Origin of the sequence: Ewingella sp. S1.OA.A_B6 (assembly GCF_049889095.1) — a bacterium.
Lineage (GTDB): Bacteria > Pseudomonadota > Gammaproteobacteria > Enterobacterales > Enterobacteriaceae > Ewingella.
In genome coordinates this window covers 26,553-42,713 of record NZ_JBLJFK010000015.1, presented here as the reverse complement: position 1 = coordinate 42,713, position 16,161 = coordinate 26,553, and the positions used below count along the sequence as shown (strand labels likewise).

The window sequence follows — 16,161 nt, the reverse complement described above, 5'->3', positions numbered from 1 at the left end:
ATGGCTTTACAGGAAGCGAACGCAGACAACGAGAATGTCGTCTGGCATCCGCACGCTTTAGCCCGTGAGGATCGCGAACAGCAGCATGGTCATAAAGGGGCCGTGCTGTGGTTTACCGGGCTGTCAGGTTCCGGGAAGTCTACCGTTGCTGGCGCGCTTGAGCAGGCGCTTCATGCACTCGGCGTCAGTACGTATCTTCTTGATGGCGATAATGTTCGTCACGGTTTGTGCCGGGATTTGGGCTTCAGCGATGACGACCGGCGCGAAAATATCCGCCGCGTGGGGGAAGTCGCCAAACTGATGGTGGATGCTGGGTTGGTGGTGTTGACGGCTTTTATCTCACCTCATCGTGCCGAACGTAAAATGGTACGTGATCTATTGAATAGCGGGCAGTTTATTGAGGTCTTTGTTGATACTCCACTCGCCATCTGCGAAGTGCGCGATCCTAAAGGCCTGTATAAAAAAGCACGTGCCGGTGAGCTGAAAAACTTCACCGGGATCGACTCTGAATATCAGCCGCCGCAAGCTCCGGATGTGCATCTTGATGGTGAACAATTGGTAACACATTTGGTCGCGCAATTGTTAGGTGTACTGCGGCATCAGGCTATTATCAATCCCTGAATGTTACCGGCCAAACATCCCAGAACGTGCCGGTTTACACTGTTATTACGGGGATCTCTCTATGCAGGCATTACTTCACAAAATAGTCCGTCGGATCCGGATAGAAAGCCCCGTAGCTTTATCTTACGATCCTGCCCCTGAGGCAGACGATCCCTCGTACTCCTTTTTCGGCGGAAGTGCAGGCTTTGTTTTTTACTGGCTGGCATTTACCATCCCATTCTTGATTCACGGCTCTAACACCCTGTTTTTCCTTCTCTATACCTGGCCTTTCTTCCTGGCTCTGATGCCTGTTGCCGTGCTTATCGGTATCGCTTTTAGCATGCTATTTACGGGCAATTGGTGGCAAACACTGCTCGCTACCGGTGTTGCGGTCATTGGGATGTTCTGGACCGTCTTCTCTTTCCTGTCCGGCTGGTAAATTCTGAACAATTTTTCAGCAATTTATTATCTCTATGTAAACCATTGTGTCATTCTCACCCGTAATTACCGCCTTAACTCTGAATCTCACCGCCAATATCCTTGTCAGTGTGGAGTCCAGTTGAAAGTTGTGGGATGATTGAGCGGCTTTTTTAGGGGGCGGGGATGGGCAAATTAACGCTGCTATTACTGGTTTTGCTTGGCTGGTTACAGTATTCGCTGTGGCTGGGTAAGAATGGTATTCACGATTATGTTCGTGTGAATGATGACGTTGAGGTACAGCAGGCCAACAACGGCAAACTCAAGTCACGAAATGATCAACTCTTTGCTGAAATCGATGACTTAACCGGCGGTCAGGAAGCTATCGAAGAACGCGCGCGTAATGAACTGGGTATGATTAAGCCCGGTGAGACTTTTTATCGCCTGGTGCCTGACCAATCAAAGCGTAATGTAGGTGTCAGTACTTCGCAAAATAATTTAAAACAATAGCTATGAGTCACTTCGCAGGTTCCCTTCCAGAGATTATTGCTGTTTTGCCCGCTGCCGGTATCGGCAGCCGTATGCAGACAGAATGTCCTAAACAGTATCTCTCTATTGGCGGTATGACACTGATCGAACATTCGATTCGTGCCCTGTTGCAGAGTACGCAAATTTCAAAAGTTGTGGTGTCGCTTAGCCCGCATGATGTGCAATTTGCACAGTTAGCCATTGCTTCAGATCCGCGCATTCAACGGGTGACGGGGGGAAGTCAGCGTGCGGACTCGGTGATGGCTGGCCTCGAACAGGCTGGCTCTCATGGCTGGGTGTTGGTACATGACGCAGCCCGTCCCTGTCTGCACATCGACGATCTGAACCGTCTGCTGGCAATTTCTACATTCAGCGACGTCGGCGGCATTCTTGCCACGCCGGTGCGCGATACTATGAAGCGCGGTGAGCACGGCAAGAGTGGCATCTCACATACCGTCGATCGCGAAGAGTTATGGCATGCGCTGACACCACAGTTTTTTCCTCTCGGACTCCTTAAAACTTGTCTGCGTCGTGCGCTGGATGAAGGGGCGACGGTGACGGATGAAGCTTCTGCGATGGAATATTGTGGTTTTCATCCTTTGCTGATAGCTGGACGTTCAGACAATATTAAAATTACCAGGCCGGAAGACCTGGCCCTGGCAGAATTCTATTTAACCCAGCTTTATCAAAAGGAGAACGTATAATGCGTATCGGTCACGGTTTTGACGTGCATAAATTCGGCGGTGAAGGCCCATTGGTGATCGGCGGCGTGCGTATCCCTTTTCCTCAGGGTTTAGTGGCCCATTCTGACGGTGATGTTGCCCTGCATGCGGCAACTGACGCGCTACTGGGGGCTGCGGCGATGGGCGATATCGGTAAGCTGTTCCCTGATACAGATCCCGCTTTTAAAGGCGCTGACAGCCGCGAGCTGTTGCGAGAAGCCTACCGTCGGATCCGTGCCAAGGGTTATACATTGGGCAATATCGATATTACCATTATTGCTCAGGCACCCAAGATGGCCCCGCATATCCCACAGATGCGGGTATTTCTGGCTGAAGACTTGCAATGTCATATGGATGAGGTGAACGTTAAAGCCACGACGACTGAACAGCTAGGCTTCACCGGTCGCGGCGAAGGTATTGCCTGTGAGGCCGTTGTCTTGTTGATCAAGGACTGAGCCGGTGGAAAATAATCCGTTGGATATGTCCCGTCTGACCTGGTTGTATGGTGAGCCGCTTTCAACCGGCAAACTGAAAGCCAACCCGGAAGATTTCATCGTCGAGGAAGATCTCGGTTTTGAACCTGAGGGTGAAGGCGAACATCTGCTGGTGCGTATTCGTAAAAACGGCTGTAACACCCAGTTTGTGGCCGAACAACTGGCGCGCTTTGCCTGCATTCATCCACGCTCGGTCAGCTATGCCGGATTAAAAGATCGTCATGCGATAACCGAACAATGGTTCTGTCTGCACCTGCCGGGTAAAGAGGATCCTGAACTCAGCCAGTTTGTGCTGGAAGGGTGTGAAGTGGTTCGCGCTGCACGTCATCGTAAGAAAATGCGTATTGGTACCCTGAAGGGTAACACTTTTACACTGGTGCTACGTCAACTGAGCAATCTCGCCGATATCGAAGCGCGTCTGCAAAACATTCTTTTGCGAGGGGTGCCGAACTATTTCGGCGAGCAGCGTTTTGGTCGCGGTGGCAATAATCTGGTGCAGGCCCGAAAGTGGGCGAATAACGAAATCCGCGTTAAAGAGCGGCCAAAGCGTAGTTTTTACCTCTCTGCCAGCCGCAGTGCGATGTTTAATATTATTGCCAGCCAGCGGCTTGCCGATAATACCCACCGTCAGGTAATGCTGGGTGATGCACTGCAACTTAGCGGACGTGGCAGTTGGTTCGTGGCGAAAGAGGACGAATTTGATACTCTTCAGCCGCGTGTTGATAGTAATGAATTATTGATCACCGCGCCTTTGCCGGGGGATGGCCCGCTGGGTACCTGCGATATGGCCGAGGCTTTCGAGCAGGGTTGTCTTACTGAATGCAACGAGTTGTTGTCGCTTATTCAACGTGAACGGGTTGAACCGGCCAGGCGTGCGGTCATGCTTCAGCCTTTACACTTGAGCTGGAAAGGCTTGGATGAGGTCACACTGGAGCTGAAATTCTGGCTTCCTGCCGGCAGTTTTGCGACCAGTGTGGTACGGGAACTGATGCGCCAGGAAAATATTGATGCGGATATTACTGAGTAATGACGATGGTGTGCTGGCGTCAGGGATCCAAACGCTGGCTGCTGCATTGCGAGAGTTTGCTGATGTCAAACTGGTGGCACCCGATCGCAATCGCAGTGGTGCCTCCAACGCCCTGACGCTGGATGCTCCCTTACGTATTCAGTCTTACCCTAATGGCGACATCGCGGTGATTAACGGGACGCCAACTGACTGCGTTTATCTTGGGGTTAACTCGCTGATGCGACCACGCCCGGATATCGTCGTGTCGGGTATCAATGCCGGCCCGAACCTTGGCGATGACGTGATTTATTCCGGCACGGTAGCCGCCGCGATGGAAGGCCGTCATCTGGGATATCCCGGACTGGCGATCTCCCTCGACGGGCATCAACACTATGATACAGCTGCCGCCATCACTTGCCGGATTTTACGTGCGCTGGCCATCGAGCCGATGCGCACCGGTAAAATCCTCAATATCAATGTCCCGGATCTGCCGCTTTCTGAAATTAAAGGCATTCGCGTTACCCGCTGCGGCAGCCGTTATCCCGCGGAACAGGTATTTAGCCAGCAAGATCCCCGCGGTCAGAGTTTGTACTGGATTGGCCCGCCGGGTGATAAGTTCGATATCGCGCCTGACACGGATTTTGCCGCGGTCGCGCAAGGGTATGTTTCTGTCACACCACTTCAGGTCGATTTAACGGCTTATGCCGCTCAGGATGTGGTGAATGCGTGGTTAGCTAAAGCTGGGGTCAACAGGCATGGTGAGTAAACCGATGTATAACTTGCTGGAGCAACTGCGGCAGCAGGGGATTCAGGACGAAAATTTACTGCACGCCATTGAAACTGTTCCCCGTGAGCGTTTTATTGATGAAGCCTTCCAGCACAAGGCTTACGAAAATACGGCATTGCCGATCGGCTCTGGCCAGACAATCTCTCAACCTTATACTGTGGCCCGGATGACTGAACTGCTGCATCTGACGGCAACGTCACGCGTGCTGGAAATTGGTACCGGTTCGGGTTACCAAACCGCGATTCTGGCGCACTTGGTCGAACACGTTTTTTCCGTTGAGCGTATCAAAGGTTTGCAATGGCAGGCGAAACGCCGCCTGAAACAGCTGGATTTACACAATGTTTCGACCCGCCATGGAGACGGTTGGGAGGGGTGGCCGTCACGCGGTCCATTTGATGCGATTATCGTCACTGCCGCACCGCCGGAAATACCTCAGGATTTGCTTCAGCAACTGGACGAAGGCGGGGTGATGATTTTGCCTGTGGGCGAGCAAAATCAAATACTACAGCGTATTACGCGGCGTGGGAGCGAGTTTGTTGTCGAGAATATCGAAGCAGTACGATTTGTCCCGCTGGTGAAAGGCGAATTGGCCTGAATTCGGCCTGCAGGCTGCGTCATTCAGAACTAACCCCTTAAAATTTAAATACAAATGTTATATGGTGCTGTACTGGTGATGTTGATAGCATCCCCTACAGTTTTTTACTGCCCGGATGTGTTACCCGTTTACACTGTGCCAGTAGGCATTTGGACCGCATGTAGCGGCTTGTAAGCGGTGAATAGATAAATTCTAAGATCGCCGTAACGGGGGAAATATGAGCACAGGAAGCCCAATGAAAACCTTAAGCCGCATTGCGGTGTGTACATTTGTTAGCGCCTGGATGGTGGGATGTACTAATAGCGCCTCGACTTCGGCCCCCATTAGCAGCGTAAACGGCGGCGATGGCGGGCAGAGTGCTGCGAATTCCGCGCCCGTAAATACGGCGAATAGCCCAGAAGGTCACATCGTTTATAACCGCAGTTATAACTCGATTCCCAAAGGTAGTTATAGTGGAAGTACTTATCAGGTGAAGCGCGGAGACACGCTGTTTTATATTGCCTGGATCACCGGTAATGATTTTAGGGACCTTGCTGCACGCAACAATATTGCTGCTCCTTACAGCCTGAATGTCGGCCAGACGGTGCAGATAAATAATGTTTCATCCAACGCCAGCACCGGTGGGATGTTAGCCACCACGGATGCGACAAATGGCGGTGTTCCAAAAGCGCCTTCCACTGGAATGATGCAAGGAACGGTGGTTGCATCTCAACCAACTACCACGTATTCTGATACTTCGGGTAAACAGAATGTAGGTAAAATGTTGCCTTCATCAGGTGTGGTTACCACCACAGCACCTGTTGCCGTAGCCAGTACTCCTGTCACCAGCACGACGAATAATGGCGGTCCGGTTTCCTCTTGGAAATGGCCGACTGACGGGAAGATTATCGATAATTTCTCAGCTTCCGAAGGGGGAAATAAAGGGATCGATATAGCTGGTTCGCGTGGACAATCTGTCGTAGCTACTGCCTCTGGGCGTGTGGTTTATGCAGGTAATGCTCTTCGCGGTTACGGTAATCTCATCATCATTAAACACAATGATGACTACCTGTCCGCCTATGCTCATAACGATTCAATGCTGGTCCGGGAACAACAAGAAGTGCAGGCGGGACAGAAAATAGCCACGATGGGTAGCACCGGAACCAGCTCAGTTAGATTGCATTTTGAAATTCGTTACAAGGGGAAATCCGTAAACCCGCTGCGTTATCTTCCGCAGCGATAACTCGGGCAGAGTCTTAATTCTGCCCTCGGGACCACGGGTAGGAGCAGCATATGCAACAGAATACGCTGAAAGTTAACGAGTTACATGATGATGTAGATTTCGATGAGAACAGCGCTGAAGCCTTTGACGATAAAGACACAGTCGAAGAGGCGGCTGATAACGACACTATTGATGCTGATGCTGAAGAAGAGTTGTTGTCACAGGCTGTAAGCCAAAGAGTGTTGGACGCAACTCAACTGTACCTTGGTGAAATCGGTTACTCTCCTCTGCTGACTGCAGAAGAAGAGGTTTATTTTGCACGCCGTGCGCTGCGGGGCGATGTTCCATCCCGCCGACGTATGATCGAAAGCAACCTGCGTTTGGTGGTTAAAATTGCCCGCCGCTACAGTAATCGCGGACTGGCACTGCTGGATTTGATCGAGGAAGGTAACCTTGGCCTTATCCGTGCTGTTGAAAAATTTGACCCAGAACGCGGTTTCCGCTTTTCAACTTATGCTACATGGTGGATTCGTCAGACGATCGAACGGGCAATTATGAATCAAACCCGTACTATCCGATTACCTATTCACATCGTTAAAGAGTTGAATGTTTACCTGCGTACTGCACGTGAACTTGCGCACAAACTGGACCATGAGCCGAGTGCTGAAGAGATTGCTCAGCAACTCGACAAGCCGGTACAAGACGTCAGTCGTATGTTGCGTCTGAATGAGCGTATTACGTCAGTGGATACACCGTTAGGTGGTGACTCTGAAAAAGCGCTGTTAGACATTCTGGCGGACGAAAAAGAAAACGGTCCGGAAGACACCACTCAAGACAACGATATGAAACAGAGTATCGTGAAGTGGTTATTCGAGTTGAACGCAAAGCAGCGTGAAGTTCTGGCGCGGCGCTTCGGTTTGTTAGGTTACGAAGCAGCAACACTGGAAGATGTGGGCCGTGAAATAGGCCTTACGCGTGAACGTGTTCGTCAGATTCAAGTTGAAGGGTTACGCCGCCTGCGTGAGATTTTGCAGGCACAGGGCTTGAGCATTGAAGCTCTGTTTCGCGAGTGACTTGCTCGTTTAGTAACCGTGACACACTGACGGCTTATCGTTAACCATACAGTCTTTAGCAAGCAAAAACGCCGGGGTATTTGATACTCCGGCGTTTTTTTGTGTCTCACGAAATCGGTTACACCAACTCTTTCAGGCGGTAGATCCACTCCAGCGCCTGACGCGGCGATAGCGAGTCAGCATCAAGCGCTTCAAGCGCTTCCACGGCGGGTGAAACATCTTCTGTCAGTAATGCCAACTGGGGACCGTCCACTTTACTGGCTGCTGCGCTGTTTGAGAGAGTTTCCAGCTCTTTGAGTTTCTGGCGCGCCCGTTTGATCACGTCACGTGGCACCCCTGCCAATGCCGCAACGGCCAGACCGTAACTTTTACTGGCGGCACCTTCCTGAACACTGTGCATAAAAGCGATGGTATCGCCGTGTTCGATGGCGTCGAGGTGGACGTTTACCGCGCCCTCCATTTTTTCCGGCAAGGTGGTCAGTTCAAAATAGTGGGTGGCAAACAACGTCATGGCTTTAATGCGGTTGGTCAGGCTTTCAGCACAGGCCCAGGCTAACGACAGCCCGTCATAAGTAGACGTACCCCGGCCGATTTCATCCATAAGTACCAGACTGTTTTCTGTGGCGTTGTGCAGAATATTCGCCGTTTCGGTCATTTCCACCATAAAGGTCGAACGCCCTGATGCCAGATCATCGGCTGCGCCCACGCGGGTAAATATACGATCAACCGGGCCAATTACTGCCTGGTCGGCAGGGACATAGCAACCAATATGCGCCATCAATACAATCAGCGCTGCCTGGCGCATATAGGTACTTTTACCCCCCATATTGGGGCCGGTTATGATCAACATGCGGCGCTGTGGCGACATGGACAGAGGGTTGGATATAAAGGGTTCGCTGAGAACCTGCTCCACCACCGGATGGCGGCCACCGGTAATGCTAATACCTGGTTTAACGCTGAGTGTCGGGCAGGCATAGTTCAGCGTATAAGCCCGCTCGGCAAGATTACTCAACACGTCAAGTTCAGCCAGCGCATTGGCGCTCTGTTGCAGTGCATTAAGATGCGGCATGAGTAGATCGAACAGCTCTTCGTATAGCGCTTTTTCCAGCGAAAGCGCCTTGCCTTTCGATGTGAGTACTTTATCTTCATATTCCTTAAGTTCAGGAATGATGTAGCGCTCAGCATTTTTCAATGTTTGGCGACGGACGTAATGAATAGGAACTAAGTGGCTCTGCCCGCGGCTGACCTGAATGAAATAACCATGAACGCCGTTAAAACCAACTTTGAGCGTATCCAGCCCGAGTTTTTCGCGTTCGCGGATCTCCAGTTGGTCGAGATAATCGGTCGCACCGTCTGCCAGCGCCCGCCATTCGTCCAGTTCGGCGTTATAGCCAGGCGCAATCACGCCACCGTCACGGACTAATACGGGTGGCGCCTCAACCACAGCATGTTCCAGCAGGGCAACCAGCTCATTAAACTCACCGCAGTTTTTGACCAGCGCTTGAATGTGGGCTATTTGCAGTGGCTGCAACAATGTACGAATTTCCGGCAGTTGCTGCAATGCATGGCGCATACGGGCTAAGTCACGTGGCCGCGCACTGCGCAGTGCCAGGCGAGCGAGAATGCGTTCAAGATCGCCAACCTGTCGCAAAACCGGCTGTAACTCAGCACTCAGATCTTGCAACGATCCCAGGGCCAACTGACGGTGATTCAGCACTTTTACATCGCGGGTTGGCATGTGAATCCAGCGCTTAAGCATGCGGCTGCCCATCGGCGTTACTGCGTGATCGAGTATCGCTGCCAGCGTATTTTCAACGCCACCGGACAGGTTTTGCGTTAATTCCAGATTACGGCGTGTAGCGGCATCCATAATAATGCCGTCCTGCAGACGCTCCATGGTCACACCGCGGATGTGAGGCAGGGCAGTGCGCTGGGTATCTTTTACATATTGCAGGAGACAGCCAGCGGCACGCAGTGCCTGAGGTGACTGCTCAACACCAAAACCGCTCAGGTCACGGGTACCAAATTGCAGATTGAGCTGTTGTTTGGCTGTCTCAAGTTCAAATTCCCATATTGGGCGACGGCGCAGACCACGACGTGAAGAGATAAGTGGCATGGCTTCAAAATTTTCCGGATACAGCAGCTCTGCCGGATTGGTACGCTGTATTTCAGCCGCCATGGTTTCCAGATCTTCGGGCTGCGCTACGCGAAAACGACCGGAGCTGATGTCCAGTGTGGCATAGCCAAAACCTCGTCCGTCCTGCCAGATAGCAGCCAGTAAGTTGTCATGACGTTCATTGAGTAAGGCTTCATCGCTGACCGTTCCCGGCGTGACAATACGTACTACTTTGCGCTCAACGGGCCCTTTACTGAGTGCAGGATCACCGATTTGTTCACAAATCGCCACCGACTCACCGAGCTGTACCAGCTTGGCTAAATAACCTTCGACAGCGTGATAAGGCACGCCCGCCATTGGAATCGGTTCACCTGCTGAGGCACCGCGTTTAGTCAGGGAAATATCCAGCAACTGCGAAGCACGCTTTGCATCATCATAGAACAGCTCGTAGAAATCTCCCATGCGGTAAAACATCAGGATCTCAGGGTTCTCGGCCTTCAGGCGAAGGTACTGCTGCATCATCGGGGTGTGGCCATCTAAATTTTTGTTATCAGTCATAAACTTAATCTTATTAATCCATTGAATTTAAAGGAAATTGTGATTTTATTTGTTGTCATTCGTTATCACAATGTCTTACTGGCGAGTACCCGGCTCAGGCTTGTGGGTACGGAGTTTTATCCCGCTATATTAGCCCACTGACCAATAAGCTGTCACAGGTAAAAATTGGAGACATCCCGCAAGCTACGCTTGCAATGGCAGATATGAAGTTGCAAGACACTACGTGGCATGTGCGGTCAGAGTATTACAAAGTACAAGATAACTTCGTGTTAGATATTAACGATGTTTCAATGTTTAGATTAACCCGTTCCCTTTTTATCTGGTTTATGTCCCAGTAATATAACCAATTTTTTTAAATCATTTATGTTCAGTATGGAAGTTACAGTAGGAATTGCCGGGAGACGATATAAGAATAAAATTTTAAAGATGTATTACCTTATTAAGGGCGGGGGTCCGCATTAATTTATTATTTCATCCTCCTATTATTTCGGCTGTCCTGGAATATTGCGACTTATGAAAGAGGATAACTCAGTGGTATTTTAGTGAGTAATCACCCACTCACTGAATGAGGTGGAATAGCCTGGTGGCTGGAGACTAATGATAAGCTAAACAGCCGCTATGAAATTCATAAACCTGCATTCGATTGGATTTTTTGCTATTTTTTACGGCATCTTTTTTAAGATGAAGGATTAATCTCTTTAATAAAAACAAACTGTTATATTGGCTAAGAATACTATAATGGAGATTCGTTAATGTAAAAAACCTGTTGTACTCATTTATTGTAAGGGTTGAATTTGTGACGACCACAGTGCATGATCGTCGCTTGCTTAAAAAGGAGATTTTATGCAACAGTTGACCACAATTCTAAAAGAGTATGGGATAGATTCAAACCACTCGATATCATTGATTGTTATTTTCGGGATTATTTTACTCACCGCGTTAATTGTTCACTTTATTTTGCACCGCATTGTTCTGCGTGTTTTTGAACGGCGTGCACAAGCAAGTAGCCATCTTTGGCTGCAGATTATTACCGGGAATAAGTTGTTTCACCGGCTGGCGTTTACTCTGCAAGGGATGATCGTCAATATCCAGGCTGTACTGTGGCTGCAAAAGGGCAGCGATGCCGCGCTTATTCTTACCACCTGCGCTCAACTGTGGGTCATGCTTTATGCGCTGATGTCCTTTTTCTCACTGCTGAATGTCATCTCTGGTCTGTCGCATCGTTTCGCTTTCGCCTCGCAGTTCCCACTGAAGGGGATTTTTCAGGGCGTTAAGTTGGTGAGTGCAATTGTCATTGGCATCATGATGATATCGCTGCTGATCGGCAAATCTCCGGCGATACTGATTAGCGGACTGGGCGCGATGGCCGCTGTGCTGATGTTGGTGTTTAAAGACCCGATCCTTGGACTTGTCGCGGGAATTCAACTTTCTGCCAACACTATGCTGAAACTAGGCGACTGGCTGGAAATGCCGAAATATGGCGCTGACGGTGAGGTGACCGACATTGGGCTGACCACGGTAAAAGTGCGCAACTGGGATAACACTATCACTACCATTCCAACCTATGCGCTGGTGTCGGATGCGTTTAAAAACTGGAGTGGAATGTCTGCCTCCGGTGGGCGACGTATTAAGCGCTGCATTAATATAGATACTACCAGTATCCGTTTTCTCTCACAGGATGAGCAGGAAAATCTGATGCAGGCGCGCTTGCTGAAGCCTTATATGGCGGTCCGTCAGGAAGAAATTGATAGTTGGAATGGACAGGTCGATGCCACGGCTTCCGTGCTCAATCAGCGAAACATGACCAACGTCGGGACATTTCGGGCATACCTGACCGAGTATCTGCGTCAGCATTTGTCTATTCGCCAAGATATGACGCTTATGGTGCGCCAACTTCCTCCCGGTTCAGAGGGCTTACCCATTGAGATATATGCGTTTACCAATACGGTTGCTTGGCTTGAGTATGAAAGTATCCAGGCCGATATTTTCGACCATATCTTTGCTGTGGTGGGTGAGTTCGGTTTACGCATTCATCAGGCACCCACTGGCAGTGACATGCGTGCGATCGCGGGGTTAGTTTCGCCGTAAGCTAAGAGTGAGATTGATGCTGGAAATACGAGATAAGCACTCCGGCATCGATATCAGCTACGGGAATAAGATGATTTATTCTTCAATTTAACAATGTCTTCATGTGCACATCTTTTTTTGATCTTTAGAGTAGACCCGCTGGAAAGCAATTCATCTCCAGATTCCGGTTTGTCCACGCGGGGCAATGCTTTAACATGGCCGTACTTATTTCTTGTATGGCTATACGGATATCTGATGCGTCATTTGGCTGCCATTCTTCCTGTTATTACTCTGCTCGCAGCCTGCAGTAGCAAGCCTGCGCCGGAATATTCCGGTAATCCTTTTAAAGGTGGCGTGGCGACTCCCACCACCAGGAGCAACATCAGCGGTGGTTTCATGCTGCAACCCGAGCATACCGGCCAGTTGCAAAACGGCGATTTTGCCTACGACGCAGGAATGAACCGGTTCGTGGACAAGATGGTCAGCGAGCATGGTTTTGACCGTCAGCAGTTGCATGACGTGCTGGCGCAGACCAAGCGTCTGGGTTTTGTGCTCAGGCTGATGGATCAACAGGCACCATCTGGCGGCCCGTCGACCGTGCCGAATGGTGCATGGAATCGCTATCGCAGTAAATTCATTACGCCGGACAACGTCCAGAATGGCGTGGTGTTCTGGAATCAATACAAGGATGCATTGCAACGCGCCGAACAGATTTATGGCGTACCCCCTGAAATCATTGTTGGCATTATTGGTGTAGAAACCCGATGGGGGCGCGTGATGGGTAAAACCCGCATTATTGATGCGCTGGCAACGCTATCCTTTGCCTATCCACGTCGGGCTGATTATTTCTCGGGCGAACTGGAAACCTTCCTGCTGATGTCACGCCGCGAAGGAGATGATCCCCTGAGTTTACGTGGCTCTTTCGCCGGTGCGATGGGCTATGGTCAGTTTATGCCATCCTCTTATAAAGATTATGCGGTGGATTTCAACGGTGACGGTCATGCCAATCTTTGGGATCCGGTTGATGCTATCGGCAGCGTTGCCAATTATTTCAAAGCCCATGGCTGGACCAAAGGGGCATCTATTGCCATTCCTGCCGCCGGTCAGGCTCCGCTGCTGGAGAATGGTTTCAAAACCAAATATCCACTCTTTACGCTGAAAGCCGCAGGGCTTAGCCCTTTGAGTTCTCTTGGGGAATATCAGGAGGCCAGCTTGCTGCGACTGGATATGGGTACCAATTACCAGTACTGGTACGGGTTACCTAACTTCTACACCATTACCCGCTACAACCACAGCGTGCATTATGCGATGGCTGTGTGGCAACTAGGTGAAGCGGTAAGTAAGGCCAGGCAGAGGTACTGAGTTTCCACTGAATTACCCATAAGGGCCACGTGACGTGGCCCTTATGCTTTGTCAGGATTCAGCGATTAGTAACGAATTTTTCTCCGAATATGTCTCGCAAAAAACAGGCTCAGACTGATTTATGTGACGCAGAAGTGCTAACATCGGCGCATGTGATCAATGCCTAAGGATCGGTTATGAGCGAGCATCAGCTACGTCAGTTAAGCGTGCTGGCAGGCAACAGCCTGAAACAAAAAGGATTATGGATCACCTGTGCCGAGTCGTGTACCGGTGGTTGGGTGGCAAAAGCGATTACTGATATCGCAGGCAGTTCAGCATGGTTTGACCGCGGCTTCGTGACCTACAGCAATACTTCAAAACATCAACTTTTGGGTGTGGCGGAGGCGACACTGAATGAATTCGGCGCGGTCAGCGAACAAACCGTACGCGAAATGGCGCAGGGTGCTTTGCATGCAGCGGGAGCGAACCTGGCGCTTTCTATCAGTGGGATCGCTGGCCCTGATGGTGGTTCTGAGGCCAAGCCTGTTGGCACAGTATGGTTTGGTTTTGCTGACAGCGAAGGGCGAATCTTGGCTATCAAACAGCACTTTTCCGGCGATCGCGAGTCAGTCCGTTTACAAGCTGCTGTTTTTTCATTACAAACAGCATTGAGTGAGTTTCTTGAAAAATAGGCTTGATACTGTATGAGTATACAGTATAATTAAACTCAATTACCTGTACATAAATTACATTCAGTGACGCGAGTGAGGTCATTCACTCTATGTCAGACGAAGGAGTAAAAATGGCTATTGATGAGAATAAGCAAAAGGCGTTAGCTGCAGCACTGGGCCAAATTGAAAAGCAGTTCGGTAAAGGCTCCATCATGCGTCTTGGTGAAGATCGCTCTATGGACGTGGAAACGATCTCTACCGGCTCTTTGTCTTTGGATATCGCGTTAGGTGCCGGCGGTTTACCGATGGGCCGTATTGTTGAAATTTATGGCCCGGAATCATCCGGTAAAACTACGCTGACTCTGCAGGTTATTGCTTCGGCGCAACGCGAAGGTAAAACCTGTGCGTTTATCGATGCGGAACACGCACTTGACCCAATTTATGCTAAAAAGCTTGGCGTTGATATCGACAACCTGCTGTGCTCGCAGCCTGATACCGGTGAGCAGGCGTTGGAAATCTGTGATGCATTGACCCGCTCTGGCGCTGTTGATGTGATCATCGTTGACTCCGTGGCTGCCCTGACACCAAAAGCTGAAATCGAAGGCGAAATTGGTGACTCTCATATGGGCCTGGCGGCGCGTATGATGAGCCAAGCCATGCGTAAACTGGCAGGTAACCTGAAAAATGCCAATACTCTGCTGATCTTCATCAACCAGATTCGTATGAAAATTGGTGTGATGTTCGGTAACCCAGAAACCACGACTGGCGGTAACGCGCTGAAATTTTATGCCTCTGTGCGTCTTGATATTCGCCGTATTGGCGCCATCAAAGATGGTGATGTAGTTATTGGTAGCGAAACGCGTGTAAAAGTGGTTAAGAACAAAATCGCTGCACCGTTCAAGCAGGCTGAATTCCAGATCTTGTATGGTGAAGGCATCAATATCCATGGCGAGTTGGTCGATTTGGGCGTTAAGCATAAATTGATCGAAAAAGCCGGCGCATGGTACAGCTACAATGGTGAGAAGATTGGACAGGGTAAGGCTAATTCCAGCAATTTCCTGAAAGAAAATCCAAAAATTGCCGCCGAGATAGACAAGAAGCTGCGAGACATGCTGCTTAATGGCGGCACCGGTGAAATCAGCGCGAAGGCTACCGTTGAAGATCTGGGTGACAGTGTTGAAACTAGCGAAGAGTTTTAATTTCGCCGGATCCTGAACCTGCTGTTCAGGGATCCTATGCACTCTACAAAACGCCAGCCTGAATCTCAGGCTGGCGTTTTGCTCATATAAGGTGACCAAAATGTCTGATGACAGCGCGGTAAATCTTGAAAGTCGTTTCCCAGGTGATGAATCAGATGATGTTTCCTCGCTTTTTTCGCCAGTAAAAGAGAGCGATGCCGGAAAAGTTAATGCGTTGATTAGCCGGGCTATGCGGTTGTTATCTCAGCGTGATCATGGCGAAATAGAACTCAGTCGTAAACTGCTGACGCCGCCTGTGACCTTTAATAAACCTTCCTATTCTAAGCCTCCCAAAACTGACGCTCGCAAATCCACGCTCTCCTTCTCAAAAGAGTGGCAAGAAGAAGATGAGCAGAAAAAAATAGAGCGTCAAATCCCTGAAGACATTTCCCCTGAGCACGTACAGTCCGTCATCGATTACTGTTACCAGCACAATTGGCTAGATGACGCTAAATTCGCCGATCATTATATTTCAGGGCGGAGTAGAAAAGGCTACGGTGCTCAGCGTATCCGTTCAGAGCTGCAGCAAAAAGGAGTGGATAAAGAAATCATCGCCACTGCATTAGAAAACAGTGATATTGACTGGTGTGTAATCGCGCGCGATCTTGCTGTACGAAAATTCGATGAGCCGTTGCCAACTGACTGGAAAGAAAAATCGAAAGTAATGCGTTATTTGCTCTATCGGGGCTTCTATAACGAAGAAATCCAGTCAGTTTATCGTGATTTTGATGATTGATCGCATACGGG

Annotated in this window: 16 protein-coding genes; 15 read left to right on the top strand and 1 reads right to left on the bottom strand. The window is 49.9% G+C overall.

From position 1 onward, the window contains the following. The 10 genes from cysC (at position 1) to rpoS (ending at position 7,423) form a co-directional block, all read left to right on the top strand. Entirely contained in the window at positions 1–621 is a 621-nt protein-coding gene (cysC, locus tag ACMV8I_RS19440) for an adenylyl-sulfate kinase (RefSeq protein WP_498866837.1), read from the top strand. 61 nt (positions 622–682) lie between these two features. Then, entirely contained in the window at positions 683–1,039 is a 357-nt protein-coding gene (locus ACMV8I_RS19435; RefSeq protein ID WP_498866836.1) for a DUF3561 family protein, read from the top strand. Between the two features lie 164 nt (positions 1,040–1,203). Continuing rightward, a complete protein-coding gene (gene ftsB / locus ACMV8I_RS19430) occupies positions 1,204–1,527 on the top strand; it encodes a cell division protein FtsB (protein ID WP_498866835.1) in 324 nt (107 codons plus the stop codon). Between the two features lie 2 nt (positions 1,528–1,529). Beyond that, a complete protein-coding gene (gene ispD, locus ACMV8I_RS19425; RefSeq protein ID WP_498866834.1) occupies positions 1,530–2,249 on the top strand; it encodes a 2-C-methyl-D-erythritol 4-phosphate cytidylyltransferase in 720 nt (239 codons plus the stop codon). Further along, on the top strand, positions 2,249–2,722 hold the full coding sequence (gene ispF / locus ACMV8I_RS19420) for a 2-C-methyl-D-erythritol 2,4-cyclodiphosphate synthase (protein ID WP_498866833.1): 474 nt from the start codon (positions 2,249–2,251) through the stop codon (positions 2,720–2,722). Before ispD ends, ispF begins: the two co-directional genes overlap by 1 nt. A gap of 19 nt (positions 2,723–2,741) precedes the next feature. Continuing rightward, positions 2,742–3,788: a tRNA pseudouridine(13) synthase TruD gene (gene truD / locus ACMV8I_RS19415; RefSeq protein WP_498866865.1), complete on the top strand. Its 1,047-nt coding sequence runs from the start codon at positions 2,742–2,744 to the stop codon at positions 3,786–3,788. Beyond that, a complete protein-coding gene (surE, locus tag ACMV8I_RS19410) occupies positions 3,769–4,533 on the top strand; it encodes a 5'/3'-nucleotidase SurE (protein WP_498866832.1) in 765 nt (254 codons plus the stop codon). Before truD ends, surE begins: the two co-directional genes overlap by 20 nt. Then, positions 4,523–5,149 carry a protein-L-isoaspartate(D-aspartate) O-methyltransferase gene (locus ACMV8I_RS19405; protein ID WP_498866831.1) on the top strand — a complete coding sequence of 209 codons (627 nt, stop codon included), beginning with the start codon at positions 4,523–4,525 and terminating at the stop codon, positions 5,147–5,149. Before surE ends, ACMV8I_RS19405 begins: the two co-directional genes overlap by 11 nt. A 217-nt stretch (positions 5,150–5,366) precedes the next feature. Beyond that, a complete protein-coding gene (nlpD, locus tag ACMV8I_RS19400; RefSeq protein ID WP_498866830.1) occupies positions 5,367–6,371 on the top strand; it encodes a murein hydrolase activator NlpD in 1,005 nt (334 codons plus the stop codon). 50 nt (positions 6,372–6,421) lie between these two features. After that, the gene (rpoS, locus tag ACMV8I_RS19395) at positions 6,422–7,423 is read left to right on the top strand and encodes an RNA polymerase sigma factor RpoS (protein WP_498866829.1); all 1,002 of its coding nucleotides are present in this window, start codon (positions 6,422–6,424) and stop codon (positions 7,421–7,423) included. Positions 7,424–7,541: 118 nt separating this feature from the next. Here the strand turns inward: rpoS and mutS are convergent, their stop codons facing one another. Further along, the gene (mutS, locus tag ACMV8I_RS19390) at positions 7,542–10,097 is read right to left on the bottom strand and encodes a DNA mismatch repair protein MutS (RefSeq protein WP_498866828.1); all 2,556 of its coding nucleotides are present in this window, start codon (positions 10,095–10,097) and stop codon (positions 7,542–7,544) included. 843 nt (positions 10,098–10,940) lie between these two features. Here mutS and ACMV8I_RS19385 point away from each other — a divergent pair. The 5 genes from ACMV8I_RS19385 to recX all read left to right on the top strand — a co-directional run bounded on the left by ACMV8I_RS19385 (position 10,941) and on the right by recX (position 16,150). Next, positions 10,941–12,185 (top strand): mechanosensitive ion channel family protein, encoded by a 1,245-nt coding sequence (locus ACMV8I_RS19385; RefSeq protein WP_498866827.1) that lies wholly within the window; start codon positions 10,941–10,943, stop codon positions 12,183–12,185. A gap of 234 nt (positions 12,186–12,419) precedes the next feature. After that, positions 12,420–13,526: a lytic murein transglycosylase B gene (gene mltB / locus ACMV8I_RS19380; RefSeq protein ID WP_498866826.1), complete on the top strand. Its 1,107-nt coding sequence runs from the start codon at positions 12,420–12,422 to the stop codon at positions 13,524–13,526. Positions 13,527–13,702: 176 nt separating this feature from the next. Further along, complete coding sequence (gene pncC, locus ACMV8I_RS19375) at positions 13,703–14,197, top strand: nicotinamide-nucleotide amidase (protein WP_498866825.1); 495 nt, start codon at positions 13,703–13,705, stop codon at positions 14,195–14,197. Between the two features lie 110 nt (positions 14,198–14,307). Further along, positions 14,308–15,375, top strand: a complete 1,068-nt coding sequence (gene recA / locus ACMV8I_RS19370; protein ID WP_498866824.1) for a recombinase RecA — start codon at positions 14,308–14,310, stop codon at positions 15,373–15,375. A gap of 229 nt (positions 15,376–15,604) precedes the next feature. Continuing rightward, a complete protein-coding gene (gene recX / locus ACMV8I_RS19365; protein WP_498866864.1) occupies positions 15,605–16,150 on the top strand; it encodes a recombination regulator RecX in 546 nt (181 codons plus the stop codon). Positions 16,151–16,161 lie beyond the last annotated feature (11 nt).

Excerpts from the sequence above, each read along its gene's own strand:
- cysC (WP_498866837.1), top strand. The coding sequence starts at position 1 with ATGGCTTTACAGGAAGCGAACGCAGACAACGAGAATGTCGTCTGGCAT.
- ACMV8I_RS19435 (WP_498866836.1), top strand. The coding sequence starts at position 683 with ATGCAGGCATTACTTCACAAAATAGTCCGTCGGATCCGGATAGAAAGC.
- ftsB (WP_498866835.1), top strand. The coding sequence starts at position 1,204 with ATGGGCAAATTAACGCTGCTATTACTGGTTTTGCTTGGCTGGTTACAG.
- ispD (WP_498866834.1), top strand. The coding sequence starts at position 1,530 with ATGAGTCACTTCGCAGGTTCCCTTCCAGAGATTATTGCTGTTTTGCCC.
- ispF (WP_498866833.1), top strand. The coding sequence starts at position 2,249 with ATGCGTATCGGTCACGGTTTTGACGTGCATAAATTCGGCGGTGAAGGC.
- surE (WP_498866832.1), top strand. The coding sequence starts at position 3,769 with ATGCGGATATTACTGAGTAATGACGATGGTGTGCTGGCGTCAGGGATC.
- ACMV8I_RS19405 (WP_498866831.1), top strand. The coding sequence starts at position 4,523 with ATGGTGAGTAAACCGATGTATAACTTGCTGGAGCAACTGCGGCAGCAG.
- nlpD (WP_498866830.1), top strand. The coding sequence starts at position 5,367 with ATGAGCACAGGAAGCCCAATGAAAACCTTAAGCCGCATTGCGGTGTGT.
- rpoS (WP_498866829.1), top strand. The coding sequence starts at position 6,422 with ATGCAACAGAATACGCTGAAAGTTAACGAGTTACATGATGATGTAGAT.
- mutS (WP_498866828.1), bottom strand. The coding sequence starts at position 10,097 with ATGACTGATAACAAAAATTTAGATGGCCACACCCCGATGATGCAGCAG.
- ACMV8I_RS19385 (WP_498866827.1), top strand. The coding sequence starts at position 10,941 with ATGCAACAGTTGACCACAATTCTAAAAGAGTATGGGATAGATTCAAAC.
- mltB (WP_498866826.1), top strand. The coding sequence starts at position 12,420 with ATGCGTCATTTGGCTGCCATTCTTCCTGTTATTACTCTGCTCGCAGCC.
- pncC (WP_498866825.1), top strand. The coding sequence starts at position 13,703 with ATGAGCGAGCATCAGCTACGTCAGTTAAGCGTGCTGGCAGGCAACAGC.
- recA (WP_498866824.1), top strand. The coding sequence starts at position 14,308 with ATGGCTATTGATGAGAATAAGCAAAAGGCGTTAGCTGCAGCACTGGGC.
- recX (WP_498866864.1), top strand. The coding sequence starts at position 15,605 with ATGCGGTTGTTATCTCAGCGTGATCATGGCGAAATAGAACTCAGTCGT.